Source organism: Brevundimonas denitrificans (assembly GCF_030160755.1).
Classification (GTDB): domain Bacteria; phylum Pseudomonadota; class Alphaproteobacteria; order Caulobacterales; family Caulobacteraceae; genus Brevundimonas; species Brevundimonas denitrificans.
Window position 1 is genome coordinate 1 of record NZ_BSOY01000222.1, and the last position, 573, is coordinate 573.

The 573-nt window shown below is 53.6% G+C and carries 2 protein-coding genes; both read left to right on the forward strand.

Going from position 1 to position 573, the window contains the following annotated elements; translation table 11 throughout:
- Positions 1-411 (forward strand): ABC transporter substrate-binding protein (locus QQJ79_RS15880; protein ID WP_284223906.1); only part of this gene is annotated, 411 nt, incomplete at its 5' end.
- A gap of 18 nt (positions 412-429) precedes the next feature.
- Positions 430-573 (forward strand): ABC transporter permease subunit (locus QQJ79_RS16115; RefSeq protein ID WP_431307615.1); only part of this gene is annotated, 144 nt, incomplete at its 3' end.

Consider the following 573-nt stretch of genomic DNA (forward strand, 5'->3'; position numbering starts at 1 on the left):
GATTCCCTGTTGGTGACCTATTCCGGCTATGCCGTTCCGGATGCCATCGCCCTGCCGGAATCCGAAGGCATGATCTTTACCGGACAGAGCGTCGATTTCACGTCTGAAGACCCGGTAACCCAGCGTTTCGTCAAGGACTTCACCGCCAAGCACAATCGGGAACCAAACGCCTATAACGTCAACTACTATAACGCGACCCGTCTGTTTGCCCTGCTGGCACAGGCACTGGAAGCGGAAGGAAAAGACGTGACCGGCGAAAACCTTCTGAAGAAGCGTCTGGAAACCCCGTCATTTGACCTTGTAGGCGGCACCGTTTCCTTCCAGGAAAACGGCACCTTGCTGTTCCCCATCAAGATCAACACGCTGAAAGCGGGTAAAACCGAAACGCTGAAGACGGTTACCTTCAACTAAAACACACGGACATTATCGATGCTTGCTCTGCAGTTGGCCATAACCGGCCTTCAAACAGGGGCTATCTATGCGCTCACGGCAGTGGGGTTCTCCCTGATTTTCGGGTCAACCCGCATCTTCCATTTCTCGCATGGGGCCACCTTTATTATCGCCGCCTATCTT